Source organism: Caballeronia sp. J97 (assembly GCF_905220305.1).
In the GTDB taxonomy this organism is placed as follows: Bacteria; Pseudomonadota; Gammaproteobacteria; order Burkholderiales; family Burkholderiaceae; genus Caballeronia.
Window position 1 is genome coordinate 63,486 of record NZ_CAJMZL010000017.1, and the last position, 15,991, is coordinate 79,476.

Annotated in this window: 15 protein-coding genes; 6 read left to right on the top strand and 9 right to left on the bottom strand. The window is 57.0% G+C overall.

The genetic code is table 11. The annotated features are described in order from the left end of the window. Positions 1–435 precede the first annotated feature (435 nt). The gene (locus U4Y90_RS21375; RefSeq protein WP_321797482.1) at positions 436–1,713 is read left to right on the top strand and encodes an MFS transporter; all 1,278 of its coding nucleotides are present in this window, start codon (positions 436–438) and stop codon (positions 1,711–1,713) included. 158 nt (positions 1,714–1,871) lie between these two features. Here the strand turns inward: U4Y90_RS21375 and U4Y90_RS21380 are convergent, their stop codons facing one another. The 9 genes from U4Y90_RS21380 to U4Y90_RS21420 all read right to left on the bottom strand — a co-directional run bounded on the left by U4Y90_RS21380 (position 1,872) and on the right by U4Y90_RS21420 (position 9,763). After that, a complete protein-coding gene (locus U4Y90_RS21380) occupies positions 1,872–2,348 on the bottom strand; it encodes a nuclear transport factor 2 family protein (RefSeq protein ID WP_321797483.1) in 477 nt (158 codons plus the stop codon). A 36-nt stretch (positions 2,349–2,384) separates the two neighbouring features. Next, entirely contained in the window at positions 2,385–3,635 is a 1,251-nt protein-coding gene (locus tag U4Y90_RS21385) for an MFS transporter (protein WP_321797485.1), read from the bottom strand. 195 nt (positions 3,636–3,830) lie between these two features. Beyond that, positions 3,831–5,006, bottom strand: coding sequence for a porin (locus U4Y90_RS21390; protein ID WP_321797487.1), 1,176 nt, complete (start codon positions 5,004–5,006; stop codon positions 3,831–3,833). Between the two features lie 175 nt (positions 5,007–5,181). After that, positions 5,182–6,141 carry an amidohydrolase family protein gene (locus tag U4Y90_RS21395; protein ID WP_321797489.1) on the bottom strand — a complete coding sequence of 320 codons (960 nt, stop codon included), beginning with the start codon at positions 6,139–6,141 and terminating at the stop codon, positions 5,182–5,184. Positions 6,142–6,269: 128 nt separating this feature from the next. Continuing rightward, complete coding sequence (locus U4Y90_RS21400) at positions 6,270–7,073, bottom strand: SDR family NAD(P)-dependent oxidoreductase (RefSeq protein ID WP_321797491.1); 804 nt, start codon at positions 7,071–7,073, stop codon at positions 6,270–6,272. A 56-nt stretch (positions 7,074–7,129) separates the two neighbouring features. After that, the gene (locus U4Y90_RS21405) at positions 7,130–7,414 is read right to left on the bottom strand and encodes a YciI family protein (protein WP_321797492.1); all 285 of its coding nucleotides are present in this window, start codon (positions 7,412–7,414) and stop codon (positions 7,130–7,132) included. A 72-nt stretch (positions 7,415–7,486) separates the two neighbouring features. Further along, entirely contained in the window at positions 7,487–8,551 is a 1,065-nt protein-coding gene (locus U4Y90_RS21410; protein ID WP_321797494.1) for a maleylacetate reductase, read from the bottom strand. Continuing rightward, on the bottom strand, positions 8,538–8,888 hold the full coding sequence (locus tag U4Y90_RS21415) for a Dabb family protein (protein WP_321797495.1): 351 nt from the start codon (positions 8,886–8,888) through the stop codon (positions 8,538–8,540). Before U4Y90_RS21415 ends, U4Y90_RS21410 begins: the two co-directional genes overlap by 14 nt. Then, positions 8,885–9,763: an intradiol ring-cleavage dioxygenase gene (locus U4Y90_RS21420; protein WP_321797497.1), complete on the bottom strand. Its 879-nt coding sequence runs from the start codon at positions 9,761–9,763 to the stop codon at positions 8,885–8,887. Before U4Y90_RS21420 ends, U4Y90_RS21415 begins: the two co-directional genes overlap by 4 nt. A 654-nt stretch (positions 9,764–10,417) precedes the next feature. On the opposite strand from U4Y90_RS21420, the gene U4Y90_RS21425 reads away from it, so the two are divergent. The 5 genes from U4Y90_RS21425 to U4Y90_RS21445 all read left to right on the top strand — a co-directional run bounded on the left by U4Y90_RS21425 (position 10,418) and on the right by U4Y90_RS21445 (position 15,932). Then, complete coding sequence (locus U4Y90_RS21425) at positions 10,418–12,319, top strand: TRAP transporter large permease subunit (RefSeq protein WP_415749395.1); 1,902 nt, start codon at positions 10,418–10,420, stop codon at positions 12,317–12,319. A gap of 175 nt (positions 12,320–12,494) precedes the next feature. Beyond that, a complete protein-coding gene (locus tag U4Y90_RS21430; protein WP_321797501.1) occupies positions 12,495–13,184 on the top strand; it encodes a glutathione S-transferase N-terminal domain-containing protein in 690 nt (229 codons plus the stop codon). A 104-nt stretch (positions 13,185–13,288) separates the two neighbouring features. Beyond that, entirely contained in the window at positions 13,289–14,356 is a 1,068-nt protein-coding gene (locus tag U4Y90_RS21435; RefSeq protein WP_321797502.1) for a TRAP transporter substrate-binding protein, read from the top strand. Positions 14,357–14,472: 116 nt separating this feature from the next. Beyond that, positions 14,473–15,234, top strand: coding sequence for an SDR family oxidoreductase (locus U4Y90_RS21440; RefSeq protein ID WP_321797504.1), 762 nt, complete (start codon positions 14,473–14,475; stop codon positions 15,232–15,234). Positions 15,235–15,458: 224 nt separating this feature from the next. After that, a complete protein-coding gene (locus U4Y90_RS21445; protein WP_321797506.1) occupies positions 15,459–15,932 on the top strand; it encodes a VOC family protein in 474 nt (157 codons plus the stop codon). The last annotated feature ends 59 nt before the right edge of the window (positions 15,933–15,991 follow it).

Consider the following 15,991-nt stretch of genomic DNA (forward strand, 5'->3'; position numbering starts at 1 on the left):
ATGAGGCTGCGGACTAGGAGGCCGCGGACAATTGGCGATCAGTCTGCGCGTGTGCGTCGGGTCCTCTAATCCCTATCCGCCATATGCGGCGGTTGCTCACCGTGGCAGACCTGAACGATCGATTTCCGCTGTCCGGAAAAGTGTTTTCCGCTGAACGACTTTCCGTCGGTGACCACGTCTCGTAACCTGCTCGTACTCCGAAATCGATGAACCCGCCCAGCCACGGACCTCGGCGATACGGCCAGATACGAACCAATTCTCGCTACCGATTGCCACTGGCTGGCACGGCACCTTGCATCGACTTAGCACGATTCATTAAAGAATGACTTTGCTCGACAGGCGATCCTCTCATGTCAGCCGCAAATGCCTCCTAACGCACTACTAACCCCAATTACGTCGTCATTGGACGTAACCGCTGTCATAGACCGCGTGCCTATGTCTAGAACGCAGGTCACCACGATTCTCCTCGTCGCGTTCTCGATCGTGATTGATGGATTTGATGTACAGTCGATGGGCTTTGTGGCGCCGTCAATCATCAAGACATGGTCTACTTCTCGTGCCGATCTAGGCCCTGTCTTCGCAGCAAGCCTCATTGGAATGATGTTGGGCTCCATCGCTCTTGGGCCGCTCGCCGACAGGATCGGGAGGCGCCCCGTGCTGATCGCCAGCACCTTGCTGGTTTCGATTTGCATGTTGGCTTCCGCAGCAACCCAGACGCTGTTTCAATTGCTCGTCCTGCGATTCCTCACCGGGGCGTCACTCGGCGGGATTATGGGCAACGCGATCGCCTTAGTAGGAGAGCTGACTCCGAAACACAAACGAACGTCGTTGATGATGTGGGTATCGGCAGGCTTTACAATGGGCGCCGCGTTCGGAGGGGTCGTCGCATCGGTTCTTTTACCAATCGCGGGATGGCGTGGCGTTTTCATATTCGGAGGGGCGCTACCTCTGCTCCTAAGCCTTCTGATGCTGGCTTACCTGCAGGAGTCTCCTTCATTCTTGGTGATGAAAGGCAGCGCGACACACTCGCGCCTTCGAGCGCTGATGGAAAAGATCGATCCCGATCTCCGTCTTTCGGCTTGCACGACGTATGTTTTCCGACGAAGCAGAAATGGGCCCGTTTCGCCGCTAGATCTTCTACGCGCTCGGTTGGCTCGAACGACTTTGCTGCTGTGGGCAACGAATTTTCTAAATCTCCTAAACCTATTCTTCCTGGCCAACTGGCTGCCAACAATCGCGATTGATCTGGGGTTTGACGCCGTCTCCTCGACGCTGATCGGGACCTCCCTTCAAGTCGGTGGCATTATCGGCACCTTCGCGATGGGACCATTGATTGACCGTCAAGGTTTTTTTCGCGTTTTGGCGCCGATTTATTTAATCGCAGTCGCGTCTATTGTTGGTCTTGCCCACCTCCCGGCAGGATCTATTGGCCTTGCACTTTTGAGTGTGAGCGCCACCGGCTTCGCGATCGTTGGTGGGCAACCAGCGATCAATGCGATGAGCGCGAACGCCTATCCCGCCGATCTGCGTGCCACTGGCGTAAGTTGGTGCCTAGGCATTGGTCGCGCTGGATCGATAGCGGGTCCGCTAATCGCCGCTCAGTTACTGCAGATGCGATGGACGCCGCAGGAGTTATTCAGTCTCGCCGCAGCGCCAGTCCTCGTGAGCATTCTCCTGATTTACCTTCTACAACCCAAAGATCGGGAGGAGTAAAAAAAGCCTTGGTCCATGCGGGGACATGGACCAAGGCTAAAGCGCCGCGCATGCACGGCCCTGAGAGACGCCTCGTAAATTGGTGTGGTGTATATGCTGTTCGCATCGCCGAGTCGAACCGCATTGGCCGCCGTCAGTTCGCGATCTAGCGTTTGGACTCAGATCCCCTCAGGCTTGATTCGGACGACCCAATTCCACTGAGCTTCCTCGAACCCTTGAACGAGCATGGCTTGTGAGGATCGGCGAAGGATCCTCCATTGACCGTCGACTTTCTTAAAAGAGTCGTGATATCTCAGGTACGCCGTCGCAACATGCCCATTCCAATCTTTGTGGATCGCGGTTACGTACGTGACCCCCTCACCTAAATCACCTTTGATCGAAATCATCGATTGGCCGAGTTGATGGCAGGTTCGCTCAAAGCGTGCTTGCCGTTGCTTGACCCCGGCTACGATCGCTGCTCTGCCCTGGATAGGGCCGCCACGGCCGGGGCCTTGATCCATCACACCATCCTCAGTGAAGGTCTCTCCCAATGAGTCAATGTCGTAGTTGTCGAGAGAAAAACAGTAGATCGCGAGCAACTGACGAATTTCCTCTTTGTCGTCCAGATACTGACCCCGTTCCGATTCGTGCGCCATAAATATCTCCTACGCGTGTCTTCAAAGACAGATTGATTAGGCGACGGCGTGTTGTGAACCTCGCCGGACTAAGAGAAACAGGAAGCATGCGCCAACCAGTACAATCGCTGCGGCGCCAGTGAAAAAGACTCCGAGGTAGCCTTGACCGATTCGATCGATCAGCCATCCGGCTATCATCACCCCGACTGCTTGACCTAAGTAGAGGCTCAATGTGAAAAGTGAGACCGCCGTGCCTCGGACGTTTGGCGCCATCTGAGTGGCATGAACTTGCAGCGTGTTGTGGAAAAGGTACGCGCCAAATCCTAGGGCAAAGGTTGCTGGGACGGACCAGATCGCCGCCGGCAGCTCGCCGATGCCAGCAAGGGAGAGGCCAATCAGAATGGTCCCTGATGCGATCATTTTTTGCTCGCCTATCCTCGCGACAATGGTACGAGCGACCAACGCATATACGAGGCCGCCCACCGCATAAAGCGACGCACACAACGCTGCTGTAGCTGGTGAGAGACCGAAGCGTGCATGCAGCCACGAAGGCACGAGCGCGAGCGGGCCTAGTAGAAAGACACCCTCCAGGAAGGTCGTCAGAAGCACCACTCTCGGCCACGTTAGTTGAAAGACGGCGAAGATCATTCGTGCGGAGGTGGCAACGGCCTGTCGACGGCCTTCGCGGCTCCTCCCCGCACCGGCCGCCACGGACACGGCGACGTGCTCCGGACGCTTTAGTACAACGGTGAGCCTCATGGCTGTGAAGAGATAAGCCAACGCCATCACGAGGAACGCACCTCTCCATCCAAGGACGGTATCAACCAGGGCGCCACCAAGTAAAGTGCCGAGAGCCATGCCAGAGAGCGTACCAATTAGGAACTGCGCCAATGCTCCCTGCCTTTCAGCGTACGGAATCTCGTCGCCAATCCAAGCCATGCAAAGGGGGACGACACCGGCGCCCGCGCACCCCCAGAAGAAGCGCCCTGCAAGCAAAATGTCAAAGGATGGAGCGAGAGCAGACACAGCTGCGCCCGCTGACGCTCCAAAGAGCGCCAGTCGAACCAATTGGGGTTTGCCAAAACGGTCGCCGAGTGGGCCGTAGACAAGTTGCATCAAGCTATATGTAACGGCGAACAACGTGACCGTGAGCGCTGCATGTCCCGGAGCGACCTTGAAGATCTGCACCATGCTAGGCAACAGCGAGTCGCAGATTCGAATCGCCGCCCCGCTGAGTAAAGCAGCGATCATTCGCAGCAAGTCATGCTCTCTCAGACGCATAATTTCCTTACTGAGTTTCCTGACCATCGCCGTCCGAGCAGAAATGGCCGGCCATCAAGCCTCGGTCTCGCGCGACTCCGATTCCACCTGCGAGATAAGGCTATCGCTACCTTGGATGGGACCGCGCGAGTGGTACAGGACGTGAAACGCATCTTCGACCTAAACGCCGCGCCGCGCGGCGCAAACACCTGAGAAACCGCGCGGGTGCTGGTCATCGATCAATCAGAACTTGTGCCGCAGCGCTACGCGAGCAACGAACTGGTGGTTGTTCGTGGAGTCGCCGAGGTTGCCGATGTCTGCGACGGCGGCAGCACCCGTGGAAGAAGTTCCGGAGGCGCGCTGATAGGTGCCTTCAACATAGACGTCGGTGCGCTTCGAGAGCAGATAGTCAGCCATCAGCGCCACCTGGTTGTAGTGCTGATTGCCGACAGTCTGCCCATTGGCCAAGGCGACGCCTGCGCCGTTGAGATAGTCATAGGAGGCCGCGAAGATTAGGGTCGGCGTCGCCATGTATCGTGCAGTGACGTCGTAGTTGTTGAAACGGGCCATCGAGTCACTGAACGTTCCGCTCAGTCCAGCGTACTGAATATTGGTCCACGCGCCAGTCAGCGACAAAGAACCGAATTTGTATCCGGCACCCGCACCAACGACTTGCCATGCCGATGCGCTAACGTAGCCGCGGTTCAGCGAGTTTGCCAAAAAGTTCGTGCCATTGGCGTTGCCGGTGAAAAAGCCCGACCCAGCCGTAGCGGAAGTGGGATTCTTGAAATACGCATAGGCTGCGCCCAGGCTCAACGGCCCCATCGCATAGTTAGCGCCGACCGAGTAACCGCTATTTCCGGTCACATTACCAGCCTGACCACCGACGCTGTATTCACCGCCAAAGGTGAAACCAGCGTAGTTGCCGCTCATGTATCTGACCGCATTATTTACGCGCAGCGAGTTGCCCGTATTGTCGATGTCACCGGGGTGCTGGAACGGCGCCGAGCCGGCCTGCGAGCCTTGCGAGGTGAAGGGCTGCAACATATACGTGATCATGTCGTACTGACGACCGAATGTGAGGCTCCCGAATGAGTCGTGACTCAGCCCGACAAACGCCTGACGACCGAAGAAGGTATTGCCTTGGGCCATCTGACCATTATTCAGGTTGATGCCACCTTCCAACGTAAAAATGGCTCGGAGCCCACCGCCGAGATCCTCTTTCCCGGTCAAGCCCCAACGACTACCGTTAATACCGTTGGTCGAATCGAGCGAAAACCGCTTGCCGCCGGTCGGGCCCCCGACGTTGTTCACGAACATCAGACCTTCGTCGAGAATGCCGTAGAGCGTGACACTGCTTTGAGCGTAGACACCCTGGACGGCGAACGCCAGCGCCGAAAATGCGAGAATCTTCTTCATATTTGTCTCCTCCGGAAGACTGCAAAAAATCGTCCAAAAATCGAAATTCGTTGTACTAATTGTGCCTGCTGGGATGCTGCAAAAAATTCCTAAACTAGCGACAGCCTACTTGCAGTCCCGTCGCTCTTCTGGCGGTACGAGACTTCTGGATATGAGCTTGATGACGGCGCGAAGACTACAGCCTCAGCAACCGCTCAGCGTTTCCGTGGGCAATCTTTTCGCGCGTAACCTCGCAAATTGGTGCGTCACGTAAGAAGGCCGTCGCGGTCGGCAAATCCTCGAACGGATAGTCGGTTGAGAACAACACGTGGTCGGCACCCATCGCTGACAGCGCACACTGCAGCGGCGCGTTGTCGCAAACTCCGCTCGTCGTGATGTATAGGTTCTGCCGGATGTAATCGGATGGCTTGTCGCGCTTGAGTTTGATGCCGTGGTGGAAGTGCCATGACCAACGAGAATCCAGGCGCCATAGCGTGAAGGGCAAGCCCTCACCCATGTGACCAACCATCAGTTTCGCGTCGGGGAAATCGTCAAAGACACCCCCAAAGACGCAGCGCAGGACGTGGGACGCCGTGTCGTTGCCCCAACTCCACATCGGCCCAACCAACTCAGGGTGCCCCGAAAGCACGTGTGGTGCATCAACCCCATTCGCCGGATGCAGATAGAGAGGCACGTCGAGATCGACCAACCGCTCCCACAGGACTCGGAATGAAGGGTCGTCCAGATATCGACCGTGCGTGTGCGCATTGACGACGCCACCCCTCAGCCCGAGTTCCGTCACCGCTCGCTCCAGCTCTTTCGCCGCTTCCTTCGGATCCTGCGTCGGCAATGCAGCAAAGCCTGAGAATCGTGTGGGATTTTTCGCGATGGTCTCGGCGAGCATATCGTTCATCGCTTGCGCACGCTTGATCGCCACAGCCGTGTCCTTCTCAGCTTGTATCCCAGGCGCGTTCAGAGACAGAACCTGCATGTCGACGCCGGCGGCGTCCATGGCGGGAAGGCGCAATTCCGTGAGATCGAGCAGATGACGCATCGCGTCCTCCCACACCTGCGGCTCAGCGATAGTAGCGGTGTTCGCGCTATACACCGACATGTCCGGATGAGTGAAGTGCTCTTCCAACGCAATCGTACGCATTTTCAGTCCTTAACATGGAAATGGCGAGAATCCTTCGGCGTACCGATACCGGATTGACGCAAGTTGCTAGTGCGGCAACGGGCGACGAGGCGTGGTTGCCGTCATCGCGATTGCAGCCCGAAGCCTTGTTAGATGAGGCTACGGATACTTCCGCCGTCCACGCCCCAAACTGCCGAGGTGACGAAGGAAGCGAGGTCCGACGACAAGAAGACGATCACATTCGCCACTTCTTCGGGGGTACCGAGGCGCTTGAGCGGAAGCTGCCGCAATGAAAGTTCATGTTCAACTGCTTCACGCGGCTCCATTCCGTGGAATTTACCCATCGTCTCAGCAAATCCACCTTCCTTCGTCCAGAACGGTGTCCAGACCGGACCCGGGGCAACTGCATTGACACGAATCTTGGGTGCTTCAGCGCGTGCGAGACCCTTCGTCAGTGCGAGGACCGCCGCTTTCGACGCCGAATAGTCGATCGGGACCGGCTCAGGTTGACGGGCCAAGTCAGAGGCGTTGTTGATGATGACCGCGTTTTCGCGGGCGCGTAGCCGAGGCAAAAGGTAACGGCATGTGCGCACATAGCTCATGAAATTGAGATTCATCGTGAAATCCCAATCTTGATCGGACAAGTCGTCGAACGTGCGAACCTTTCCCGATCCGACATTGTTCACGAGTATGTCGACCTGGCCGTTATACGACTTCAACGCGGTGTCGATGCCGCTTGTGACACCCTCAGCCGTCGACAGGTCTGCTTGCGCAATGCACACATTGGTCCCAATCGCGCGCAGTTCGGACTGAACCTCTTCCAACGCATGGACATCGATGTCGATGAGGCAAACCCGTGCACCTTCTTTCGCGAACGCGGTCGCTGTCGCACGACCAATGCCCTGCGCTGCGCCAGTGACCAATACGATTTTTCCGTCCAGGCCCGTTTCCATGTTTTGTCTCCGATCTGTATGGTTTTGTGGTGCGCTCTACGATCCGCTACTGCACCCTAGCGGTTATCGACGCGCTTGATGAATGGACGGACGTCGATCGAACCCCAGATGCCTGCTTTGTTGAAGGGGTCGTCTTTCACGAAATCCTCAACATCCTCGATGCGCTCTGCTTCGTAAAGAAAGAAGCTGCCGATCATCGTCTGCCCGTCCAGCATCGTCAAAGGGCCCGAGATCAAAGTCTTGATGGGAGTCGTCTTGAGGTACGCCTTGTGAGCCTCGTAATTCTCGAGGCGGCGTTCGACCATGTCGGGGTGGTCAAGGCAATACACTGTGAAGTTCATGACTTTGTCTCCCATCTAATTTGCCAGCTGAGCGCGAACATCTAATCTTTCGTCTTCACCATTCGCCGTTCCCTACTGAGGCAAGACGCCTTCATAGGCAGATTGCAGAAGCGACAAGATCGCGTCGCGTTCCACAGGTCGAGGATTCCAGTACGGGTTCGCGCTAGCGATCTCCGCGGCCTTCTCCACATCCTCGGCCTTCATTCCGATTTCTTTGAGCGCCGTCGGTGCCCCATTGGCCTTCGCAAGCTGGTACACCCCGACAGCGGCGTCCTCTGTGCCGAGCGCCCGTGCGATACGCTTCATTGCTTCCGGTGCGGCCTCCCGGTTATAGGCCAGCGCATATGGCAGGACGATGGTGTGGGTCTGCGCGTGAGGAAGATTGAAGCTGCCGCCCAACGTATGACACAGCTTGTGGTGCAACGCCATGCCAACACTCCCAAGCACGGTCCCACATAGCCAAGCACCGTACAACGCGTGGGACCGGGCTTCGATGTCAGAGGGGTTCGCCACGATCCCCGGAATCGCGCGCGCCAACGCGGCGATGCCGTCTTCAGCAATCAGGCTTGTCACAGGATTTGCATCACGCGAGTAAAGCGCTTCGGCCGCGTGAGCAATCGCATTGATGCCGCTTGTTACTGACAAGCCAACAGGCAGACTCGTAGTCAAGGTGGGATCGTAGATCACCGTCTTCGGAAGGACACGGAGGTCGGTCCCGGTGCGCTTCAAGCCCGCCTCTGTAATTCCATAAATCGGCGTCATCTCGCTACCAGCGTAAGTCGTCGGGATGGCGAGAATCGGCAAATCCGACTCCAGCGCGATCGCCTTGCCGAGCCCCACTGTTGAGCCTCCGCCTACCGCAATGGCGCAGTCGGCGCGCAACTCACGCGCAACGCTCCGAGCTTCCTTGGCCAGCTCCATTGGAACGTGCATGATGGCACGGTCGAAGATGCCAGCCGCTCTGCTGCCCAGTTGCGCGGCAACAAACTCGCCGGTCGCCTTCTGCTCTGGGCTACAAAGGATGAGCGCGCGCTCGGACTTGAGATTCAGAACTTCCCGTTCCAGATGTTGCAGACTTTCAGGTCCAAACACCACTCGGCCTGCACGGGCCTGATAGACAAAATCAAGCTTTTGCATAGGTCAACTCTTCAGATTGTTTCGCATCCGCACGACGCTCGACTGCATAGTCCACTTGAAAGCGAGCGGTGCGCACATCGCCTAGCTCCTTCCGGACGCGCAAATGCTCCGGGTGAGACGCGTATGCTTCGAGCGCCTCGCGCGACTCAAACTCCGTGACAAGGACGACGTCGCACGCGTAATCGACTCCGCTCGAGTCAAGGCCAATCTCCATATAGTTCATTCCAGGGATCAAGCCACGCAGACCTTCGAAGCTGTTTTTGACTAGATGGGATGCGGCGTCGCGTTCCGCAGGGGTGTCGCCCCGCACGCGCCACATCACAATGTGCTTGATCATGCTTGCCTCTCGGTGGGATTGAGAACGAAGTCGTATTCGAGCGTGAACCACGGCACGTCAAGCTTCTTTCCGTCAGGAGTGATGCCCGGCTTCTGCTCTACCCAGTCAACGATGAGCGACGAACGCACACCAAATACAGCGTCCGAGTCGAGATACTGATCGCCCTCTCGGAACACGTGCGTAATGAGGGTTTCGTATCCGGGCGCCTGGATCATGAAGTGCAGATGCGCCGGCCTCCAAGGGTGCCGACCGATCGCATTCAACATGCGTCCCACCGGACCGTCGTGAGGGATGGGATACGCTTCGGCTAGGATCGACCGAAAATTGAAGAAGCCCTGTTCATCCGTCTGCAGCTTGCCGCGCGCTCGGAAATCAGTGTTCCCATCAGTGCTCGTCTGCACATCGTAGAAGCCGTCTTCGTCCGACTGCCACACATCGAGCCACGCCTTGGGCACCGGTTCGCCGTCTGCACCGCGGACCTGTCCCTTGACGTAACAGGGCGCACCTGCGGCCCCGTTCGCAATGTCATCGCCGTTCTCATAAACCGGCGCACCCTCGACGAAGAACGGGCCAAAAACCGTCGCTTCAGTGCAGTTCGCCGGCTTCTTATTGTTCTGAGACATGACGAGCATCGACAAACCAAGCGTATCTGAGAGCAGGATGAATTCCTGCCGCTTGTCGTCGGTGATGTGGCCGACTTCGGTCAGAAAGGAAATCGCCTTTGTCCACTCATCTTCGGTCAGTTGAACGTCTCGTGCGAATGCGTGAAGATGCTGGACCAAACTCGTCATGATCTGACGCAAACGCGGGTTCTCGCACTTGTCGAGCGACCCGATTACTGCCTGCGTTATTGTGTCTTCGTTAATATTGCGCATTACTCGTCTCCATTTCTGCGTGTCAAGCACATGGAAACGAACGTTACCGGCTCACTACCTGAATTGAAATGTGAGAAAAGGAAATCTTATTTCCACGGTGCGGAAAGATCGTCCGCCGACGCCCCTGGCGGTCTGCGGATGCTCCTTACTGTTCGGATCAGCGCACTGTCGACGCGGTCGGCGAGCTTTGCGTAGGTATCAAGTCTCGATGCCACTGCCCGCGTGCACGGAAAAGCCAGGCGAACGGACCTTTCCGATTCGCGGAAGAGTTATTTCCGGTTCGCGTATATTTCGCGTCCGCCGATTTCATTAGTATCAAATCAAGCGACCACAAGGCATAAAAAGGGTCGCATGGCCGTCAACGGCGTTTCGTCGGACTTGGTGAGCGCTGCAGGCGCGCGCATGCGAGTTGGCATGAAGCCGCAATGCCAGGTTGAGCGGTACAGAGAAACCGCGTGGGTCGAGAGTCCGAAATCCAGATCCATTGGCGCCAACAGGACGTTCGATAGGGATCCTAGTATATACCCTGATTCCTCTTTCCCGTGTGATTCAAATATGACATCGCCGCGTTCGCTGGCCTTAAGGCCCAGCAATCAGCGGCATAAAAATTAACTCTTGTCCGATCAGCGATAGGAGGAGACGAAGATGAAGACCATGGTTCCAGACCATGTTGTTGAAGCTGTATCCGACGGCGATGCATCCTTGCAACCCACGCCGGACGAAAGCGGCCACCGCACCTTTTTGCGGGCAATAGACCGAACTGTAGGACACCTCGTTGACGCGGTGGGTGGCCTCTTGGTGCTCGCTGAGATAGTTGTTCTTCTTGTCGGCGTTGTAAGCCGGTATTACTTTCATAGCCCTCTCGTCTGGACCGATGAGGTCTCGTCGACGCTATTCCTCTGGCTCGCAATGGTTGGCTCGGTGATCGCCTTGCGCCGGACATCCCATATGCGTATGACCGCACTCGTCGATAAGGCTGGGCCATCGTTGCGAGCGTTTTTGGATACGCTTGGAATTGTCGTTCCTGGTCTTTTCCTTCTTATCATCATGTGGCCGGCGTTCGAATTTGCGCAAGGTGAGCTCGACATCCAGATGCCCACGCTCGGAATATCGAACGTTTGGCGAGCGTCAGCATTGCCGGTGGGCGTCGGCCTTATGTTGCTGGCAACCATGATCCAACTCGGAATTGCGACGAATGGTCGCCGGGTGGTTCTGGCTGCGGTTACGGTCGCCGTCATCGCAGGAGGCCTGTATGCGCTCCAGCCCTTTCTTCTGGAGTTGGGCAGTTGGAATCTGGTGATTTTTTTCGTTGCTGTGCTGATGGGCGTCGTTTTCATGGGCGTTCCTATCGCGTTCTCTTTCGGCATTGCAACGATCGGGTACCTCGCCTTATCAACGACGGTGCAACCGATCGTCGTTGTGAGTCGAATGGATGAGGGTATGTCGAACTTCATCCTGCTGGCCGTCCCAATGTTTGTCTTCCTCGGCGCGTTGCTTGAACTTACCTCCATGGCGAAAGTCATGGTTCGATTTCTCGCCTCCCTGTTGGGGCACTTTCGCGGCGGCCTGGACTACGTGCTGATCGGCGCTATGTATCTCGTCTCCGGGATATCGGGTTCCAAGGCGGCAGACATGGCCGCGGTGGCGCCAGTTCTCATACCCGAGATGCGTGCTAGAGGCTCCAAGGATGGGGAAATGTTGGCTTTGATCGCCGCTACCGGCGCGCAAACCGAGACTGTCCCACCCAGTATCGTTCTCATCACAATCGGTTCTGTATGCAGCGTGTCGATTGCGGCACTCTTTACAGGCGGTCTTCTGCCCTCCTTTGTGTGCGGGCTGCTCCTGGCGGCCACGGCGTGGTGGCGAGCGAGAAAATCAGCTGCCGCGGAGTCCGCGCGCGCGAAGTGGTCGACAGTCGGCCGAGCGTTCTTACTCGCAGTGCCGGCCTTGGCGCTGCCCTTTGTGATTCGCTCTGCGGTCATCGAAGGCATTGCAACTGCGACCGAAGTGTCGACCATCGGAATTGCGTACTGCCTGATCGTGGGCGCCTTACTGTATCGGCAGTTGCCGTTGCAGCGCTTGTGGCCTGCGTTGGTCGACACGGCTGCCCTCTCTGGCACGATCCTATTAATCATTGGAACGGCCAGTGGAATGGCGTGGTCCTTGACGCAATCGGGATTCTCAACGCAGCTCGCAACTGCCATGTCGCATATCAGCGGTGGTTCGGCGGGATTTATCGTAGTCTCGATCATTGCCTTCACGATCCTGGGTAGTGTATTGGAAGGCATTCCTGCAATCGTCGTGTTCGGCCCGCTTCTCTTTCCCATTGCGCGCCAGTTTGGCATCAACGACGTTCACTACTCGATGATTGCAGTGCTCTCGATGGGAATCGGCTTGTTCGCACCGCCATTTGGCGTCGGTTACTACAGCGCTTGTGCAATTTGCCGCATCCATCCCAGCGCGGGCATGAAACCGATTGCCGCGTATATGGGGGCTGTTGCGGTTGGCGTTATGCTCGTTGCAGCTATTCCCTGGTTATCTACCTCCTTCCTTTGAGATCGCTGGGCGAAGTGTGCCGTCAACTGGCGTCGATCGACCGATACGACGCCAGCGCTGATGCTGCACTGGCCTCGTGATAGAGCGCTTCGCAGCGCGACCCTCCGGTGGACAAGATACCTTCCGGTCATGGCGCTCAAGTTCAGTCCAATCAGTCATCCTAATAGGAAGTTTCATGGAATTGCTATCTAACCCATTGTCCCCGTTTGTTCGAATCGCTCAGGTTGCGCTCATCGAAAAACGATTCGATGTTCAGGTTACCGAAGTTGATCCGTGGGCGGACGATCCTCATCTGCGCTCCGCTAACGTCGCCGCACGCATTCCTACCCTGATCCTAGACGATGGTCGTGCGCTTACTGAGGCTCTCTTAATCGTGAGTTGGCTTGAACGGACCCGTCCAGCGCCTCAATGGCCCAGCTTGTACGGTACGTCAGATGCAGAGAGTGCCGGAGTGCTCTCTCGAGCCGGCGTCGCGTTCGGAGCAATTGAGGCTTCTGTTCAGACCATCATCACTCGTAGGGTCACGGCGCCGTTGTCCTTTGATGAAACCCTCGTCGGGAAGCGGCGCTGCCGGACCATGAGAGAGGCACTACAGAGACTGGAGGCCATGGCCGACGACCTGGCTGATCTTGGGGAGCCTATTCGTCTTGATCAGATCTGTGCCGTCACCCTCTTCGATTATCAAGCGCTGCGCTACAGCAACGAACCATGGCACCCGGAAACGCCACGGCTAGCTGCACTGTCAACCGCATTGCGTGAGAAATACCGATCGATCGCGGACACAGTACCGCGCCTGCTCACTACGGGAGGGATCCATGCGACTTCCATGAGCGCAACGGTCGCTGCCGATGCGGTGACGAAGTAAGGTCTGACCGGATTGGAGCTGACCGGGACTCATTTTGAGCATCCGCAAGTAGGCGTGCTGCCGTGACAGGTTTCACCCGCCATATCAATAATTCAGGAGACGACATGACCAAAGAGAAAAGCGGCACCCATCGGGTCGCCGATCTTGAGTGCGCCTCGCGCCGACGCGTGCTTGCCGGTATAGCAGGACTGGCCGGGGTAGGTTTGACTGCCAGCATGCCAAAGTTGGTGCGCGCGCAAACGGCCAAGTTCCGTTACAAGTTGGGAATCTCGCTGCCAGACGCTTCGCCCATCGTTATCGGAATGCGGGCGGCTGCTGCAGACGTTCTGCGTGATTCCGGCGGGAAGCTGGACATTCAGGTGTTTCCGAATGGCCAATTGGGCGGCGACGCCTCCATGGTTACCCAGCTGCGTCAGGGAAGCATCGAACTAGTATCTACCGGACTCGTCGGTACATGGGGGAACTTCGTGCCCGCTGCCGGTCTGCCGAGCGTACCCTTCGCGTTCACCACCAACGACGCGCTATGGAAGGCGCTCGACGGCGATCTAACTGCCTACATTGGAAGTTCGTTTTCTGCGATCAACCTTGTAGGACTGGGCACCCCGTGGGAGATCGGCTTTCGCCACATCACGACGAACTCGAAGCCAATCGTGACACCCCAAGATCTCAACGGGCTAAAAATTCGCGTCCCCCAGTCTCCTATTCTAATTTCGACGTTCACGAAGCTGGGTGCCTCTCCAACCCCTATTTCGTTCCAGGAAGTCTATTCTGCCTTGCAGACGAAGTTGGTCAACGCACAAGAGAACCCGCTTACGCTTGTTGAGAGCGCAAAACTGTACGAGGTACAGAAATTTTGCTCGCTGACCTCGCATTCATGGGAGGCCCATTACATCGGCGCGAACAAACGCGCATGGGAAGCGCTTCCGCCCGAGCTTCGTCAGCTTGTCACGACTACCTTTCATACGCACGCGTTGAAGGCACGCTCTGCTGTCGCAAGTGAGAACAGCAACCTCGTCGAGACCCTCAAAAAGCAGGGTATGGGATTCAACAACGTTGACCCAGCTCCTTTCCGGCAGACGTTGCAGAAGGCCGGATTTTATTCCGAATTGCAAAGCAGGCTGGGTGCCGAAGGCTGGGCTAGGCTTGAGAAATACTCGGGCAAGCTATCCTAATTCACGCGGCGTCATGAGCCAACGCGTCGTGGCTCAGAGAGCACGGGTCCGACGTTGAGCGAGAGCGATAGGTCAACGTCGGGACATATACCTTCTTGTTACCACAGAGCGAAAGCATGGAATCGGCGCTTTTTGAGGATAAGGTTGTCGTTGTGGTTGGTGCTGGAGGCGGCATTGGAGCGGCGTGCGCACGCGATTTAGCATCCAGAGGCGCAAGGCTCGTGCTTTGCGATGCGTCAGCAGACGCGCTTGCAGCGGTCGGTCAGCAACTGAGCGGGAGCATGTGTATCTCCAGCAGCGGGGATTTTTCGAAAGAAGAGCGGGTGGAGAGTACGCTATCTGCTGCGCTAGACCGCTGGGGACGTGTCGACATGGTCGTGAATTCCGCTGGCATCTCCTTGCGCGAAAAGGCGATCGAGCAAAGCGTCGAAAACTGGCAGCGCACCCTCGACGTCAACATGACAAGCGTCTTCCTCATGTCCCGCGCCGCAGCTAGGGAGATGGTGGCTCGCAGAATACCCGGCAGCATCGTCAGTATCTCGTCAATTATGGGCTTCCGAGGTGGTCGCCCGGAAATCCCGAATGTGGCCTATCAAGGCACCAAAGCCGCAGTCATTAACATGACGCGCGCGATGGCGGTTGAATGGGGACGGTTTGGCATACGCGTGAACGCAGTTGCACCGACGTGGGTTAGAACGCCCCTGATTGCGGATCACGAGAAGAAGCCGGGGTTCATCGAGCACCTTTCCGGTTTGATGCCGCTTGGGCGCATCGCGGAGCCTGAAGAGGTGGCCGCAGCTGTCACGTTTCTGCTCGGCTCCGATAGCGCCATGATCACCGGCCACACTTTGCCTGTAGACGGCGGTTACCTGGCGTGACGTACCGGTGTTTTCCGCTTTGTGGAAGAGTCATTTCCGCTAGAAGCGTATTTCTTCGCTTCAGACTTCATTACTATCAACTCAAGCGTTCTTCTGCGACATGTAGTCAAGAAAACGCCATTCAGATAGCGATGACAGTGCGGATGATTGTGGTGGTCCCCAGAGCCCCCCGCTGAATCTGTCAGCAATTCGCCTTTACTATTCCAAAGGAGATGGTTCCCATCATGGAAGCGCAAGCAACGCAAGTTAAGCCCCTCGTCAAAAGCGTCAACCACACCAGCTTCACCGTGACGGATCTCGATCGTACGATCGGCTTCCTTTGCGATGGCCTCGGCTTCGAGCTGCTCGACAAGAGCCCGCGTGATCCGGCTGGCATCGAGAAGGTCGTTGGTATCAAAGGCGCTGACATGATCATCGCGTTCGTGCAGGCACCCGGCCATCGCATCGAGCTGATCCAGTATCAGGGTCCGGCTGACCGCAAGGTCGTGGTGGTTCGCCCGTGCGACACCGGCTTCGCTCACCTCGCGCTGGACGTGAATGACATCGATGCGACGATCAATGTCGCGGCAAAGTATCAGGTCAAGCCTATCAATCCGCCGGTCGAAGTCAGCCACGGTCCGAACGCGGGCCTTTATTGTGCCTACATGCGCGACCCGGATGGCGTGACCTTCGAAGTCATTGGCCCCCGCGTCAGCTAATCGCGTAGTTCGGTTTCACGAAAGAGCGATCGTCGCGCGCATCCGACGAGGATGCACCG